The sequence below is a fragment of the Frankia sp. AiPs1 genome, from assembly GCF_023716945.1.
Classification (GTDB): domain Bacteria; phylum Actinomycetota; class Actinomycetes; order Frankiales; family Frankiaceae; genus Frankia.
Window position 1 is genome coordinate 1 of record NZ_JAMQQF010000308.1, and the last position, 4,178, is coordinate 4,178.

The 4,178-nt window shown below is 74.7% G+C and carries 3 protein-coding genes; 1 reads left to right on the top strand and 2 read right to left on the bottom strand.

Features of this window, described 5'->3' with window-relative positions:
• A partial coding sequence (locus ND748_RS21420; protein WP_251747777.1) for a UbiA family prenyltransferase occupies positions 1-727 on the bottom strand: 727 nt, incomplete at its 3' end.
• 107 nt (positions 728-834) lie between these two features.
• A complete protein-coding gene (locus tag ND748_RS21425) occupies positions 835-3,312 on the bottom strand; it encodes a SpoIIE family protein phosphatase (RefSeq protein ID WP_251747778.1) in 2,478 nt (825 codons plus the stop codon).
• Between the two features lie 174 nt (positions 3,313-3,486).
• Between ND748_RS21425 and ND748_RS21430 the strand changes: the two genes are divergently transcribed.
• On the top strand, positions 3,487-4,178 hold a 692-nt coding region (locus ND748_RS21430; protein WP_251747779.1), incomplete at its 3' end, for a HAMP domain-containing protein.

Consider the following 4,178-nt stretch of genomic DNA (forward strand, 5'->3'; position numbering starts at 1 on the left):
GCCCGGGCCCGAGCACCGCGACGACGGAACCCGCCGCCAGCAGCAGCGCCGCCGACGCACGTACGCCGGCCGGGCCGAGGTGTTGCGGCAGCCCGCGCACCCCCGTGCGGGCGTCGGTGTCGAGGTCCGGCAGGACGTTGGCGAAGTGGGCACCCGAGCCGAGTAGCGCCCCCGCCAGCGGCAGCCACCACGGCGGCGCGGGATGACCGGGCAGCCCGAGGACGACGGAGGCGGGCAGCAGCGCGAACGAGACGGCATAGGGAACGACGGACAGCGGGGTCGCCTTCAGCCCGAGGTTGTACGCCCATCCGCCCGCGACCGCGGCGAGGTGGGCCGACCCCGCCCGTCCGCCGGAGAGGAAGGACAGCGGCACGCAGGCGGCCAGCGCCGCCGCGGTGGCCCCGGCGACCGTTTCCGGCGCCAGGCCGTCGACGACGATCGGCTTGTCCGTTCGGCCCCCGGCGGCGTCCCGGCCACGGTCGACGAGGTCATTGCTCCAGCCGACCGAGAGCTGGCCGGTCCCGACGGCCGCCGCGACCGCGATGACCCCGGCCCGCGGGCGACCGCCGGCGGCCGCGAGCGCCGTCGCGAACAGCGTCACCGCGACCGTCGGCTCCGGATGGCAGGCCCGCGCCAGCGCGCCGAGTCTCCCTGCCGAGCTGGTGGCCGAGCTGGTGGCCGAGTGGGTGGCCGAGCGGACGGCCGAGTGGGCGGGCGGTCGTGCCATGGATACGACCTTCTCAGAACGCCAGGCGTGACACGCCGCACTGCCGGCGTACGGCGCGGGCCGAGCAGGTCCGATCGGCGGGGCGGCTGGGCCGGGGCGGGTCGGAGTCAGGAGCCACCGGAGGTGACGGGGGCTCGGTGGTCGCGGCGCTGGATGACGATGAGGCAGGTGTCGTCGTCGGTGTCCGGCCTGGTGTGCGCGAGGACGTGGTCGGCCTGGCGGGCGACGTCCGGCTGGCGCTGGGCGGCGATGCGCAGCAGGGCGGCGAGTGAGGTGTCCAGCCCGGTGCCGCGGCGCTCGATCAGGCCGTCGGTGAACAGCAGCAGGAGATCCTCGGGGGCCAGGTGGTGGATCGCCTCCTCATACGTTGCGTCCGGCTCGACGCCGAGCAGCAGGCCGTCGGGCTGCGCCAGCGTGCTGGCGGAGCCGTCGTGGACGAGGACCGGGGGCAGATGCCCCGCGCGGGCCCAGCGCAGCGTGTGGTCCGACGGGCGGTACAGGCCGCAGACGACGGTCGCGGTGATGTCATCCGTGAGGTGGTAGGTGACCCGGTTGAGCCAGTGCAGCAGCTGCGCGGGGCCCGCGCCGGTGACCGCCAGGCCGCGAAGGCTGTTGCGCAGGGTCACCATGCCGGCCACCGTCCGGATGCTGTGGCCCGCGACGTCACCCACGACGAGCAGGACGTCGCCGCCGGGGAGGGTGACGGCGTCGTACCAGTCGCCGCCGACGAGGTGTTCCTGTTCGGCCGGGCGGTAGCGGACGGCGACCGCGAGTCCGCTGGCCTCGACGGCCTCGTCCGAGCCGGGCAGGAGCGCCCGCTGCAGGGTGAGCGCCAGGCGGTGCTGGCCGGCGGCGCGCGCCTCGGAGTCGGCGAGCTGGTGCCGGGTGGCGTCGAGGACGACCTGCGTGCGGTAGTGGCTCGTCAGGTCCTGGTAGACGCCGCGGACCGCGACCAGCGCCCCGGTGGTGTCGGTCACGGGTTCGGCGAGCGCGCGAAGCTGACGCATCGTCCCGTCGGGGAGCAGGACCCGGAAGGAGACCGTGACCGAGCGCTGCAGCCGCAGCAGCGCGTCGCGGAGCTGGTCGACGGCCGCCCGGTCCTGGGGATGCACGTGCGCGTGGAGATCGTCGAGGGGGATGGGCGAGGCATGCAGACCCCGGCCGAACAGCTCGTAGGTGTGCTGGGTCCAGCGGACCGCACCGGTGCGGATCTCCTCCTGCCAGGCACCGAACCGGCCGAGGCGCTCCACGGCGCGCAGCAGCGAATCCCCGCCCTCGCCGGCCCCGCCGACGGTCCAGCCGACGGCGACGCCGTCGAAGAGGCGGGCGATGCGCACGTTCACCTCTTCGCCGACGACCACGTCGTCGATCAGGGTGAGCAGGACGGTGCCGTCGGCGCGGTACGGCTCGCCGGTGCGCAGGACCTCGACGGCGCGCCCGAACAGGCCGGCGTCGGCACCGAGGAGGGGGTAGAGCTCCAGCAGGCCGCGCCCGCACAGCTCGGCGGGTGGGCGCCCGCCCGGATCCCGGAAGCCCTCGCCGACGTGGTCGATGCGGAAGTCGAGCACCTCGCCGTCGTCGGCGCGCACGGCATGCGCCAGCAGCACCGATCCGCCCACGGCGTCGAGCAACGCCGGCAGCCAGGCGACTCTGGCCGCGAGGGTCGTCTGGGTCGCGCAGCCCTCGGGGGTCTGCGCGGCCGCGGCGCCGGACGTGCTGCCGGGCCCGCCCGCCGGGTGCAGGCTGTGCAGGCAGAGGTCGGCGAGCGCGGTGAGTTCGCGCCGTGCCCCGTCGCCGAACTGCGCGCGTGGGGCCGGCCAGCAGATCTCCATGGCGCCCACGACGGCGCCGGCCCGCCGCAACGGCAACGCCGCCCGTGCTCCCTGCCAGGGACCCAGCCGGGCTGGCCCGTCAGTGCCCCCCGAGCCGACCGTGCCCCCGGTGCCGCCCGTGCTCTGCGTGCCGCCCGTGCTCTGCGTGCCGCCCGTGCTCTGCGTGCCGACCGCCGGCCCCGGCGGGGATCCGGTCGGCCACCACTGGGGCGCGCCGAGGCGGGCGGCGCGCAGGGCGGCGCAGTCCAACTGCGGCGGGATCCGCTGCCAGCGGCTCGCGTCGAGCGGACTCAGACCGGACTGCCCGACCAGGGCGAGCGCACCGTCGGGCTCCAGCATCCACAGAGCCACGGCTACCGCCCCCAGCGGGGCCAGGACCTCGTCGTGGACCGCCTGCGCGACCGGGTAGCCGTCGGTGGCGTGGACGATGGCGGCCTGTGCCAGCCAGGAGCGGCCGCGGGCATCGGAGTCGAGCGCCGGCCGCCAGGACGCGCCCGGGGCCTGGCCGAGCACCTCGGCCGCGAAGTCGGCCGGGGCCACCCCGGCGGCACGGGCAAGGCCGCGAAGCTGCTCGCCGGCCTCGGCCACCGAACACTGCAACCGTTCGACGAGCACCCCGGTGGCGACGTCGATCAGGGCATCGGACGCGGTGCGTGACCGGGCTTCGGCGAGCTGCCGCTGCTGGCGGGCGATCACGCCCAGCATTCCTGCGGCGGGGCCGGACCGGCCTGCGCTGCCCTGCGCGGAGCCCACGACCGTGTCTCCTTGTCCACCCCGAACGCTGGCCATTCACCAAGTCAAGGGTGTATGGCCGGGACGCCGGTCTTGTCGCCCTTACCCTACTGCAGAAGCTTCGAACGGATCTGGACATCGACCGCGACGGCCCCGCAGCGGCGGGCACCGTGGGCGACAGGCTGGAGGGCAACGGTGACCGAGGTCACGGATCGTGAAGCGGAGCGCGCGAGGTTGGATGATCCGGCCCTGCGGCAGCTCCTGGCCGGGCTCACCGCCGTGCGGGGCGGCGACTTCGGCACCCGCCTGCCCCGCGTCGGTGACGATCTACTGGACGAGATCGCCACCGTCTTCAACGGGATGATCGACCAGCTCGCGCTGTTCACCTCCGAGGTGACGCGGGTGGCGCGCGAGGTGGGCACCGAGGGCAAGCTCGGCGGCCAGGCCGAGGTGCCGGGCGTGTCGGGCTCGTGGAAGGACCTCACGGACAACGTCAACGCCATGGCCGGCAACCTGACCGGCCAGGTGCGCGACATCGCGCAGGTCGCGACGGCGGTGGCGAAGGGTGACCTGTCGCAGAAGATCACCGTGGACGCCCGGGGTGAGATCCTGGAGCTCAAGAGCACGATCAACACGATGGTCGATCAGCTCTCGGGGTTCGCGGACGAGGTGACCCGGGTGGCCCGGGAGGTGGGCACCGACGGGCGGCTCGGCGGGCAGGCGGACGTCAAGGGCGTCTCGGGTACGTGGCGTGATCTCACCGAGTCGGTGAACGTCATGGCCGGCAACCTCACCAGCCAGGTCCGGTCGATCGCGCAGGTCGCGACGGCGGTGGCGAAGGGTGACCTGTCGCAGAAGATCACCGTGGACGCCCGGGGTGAGATCCT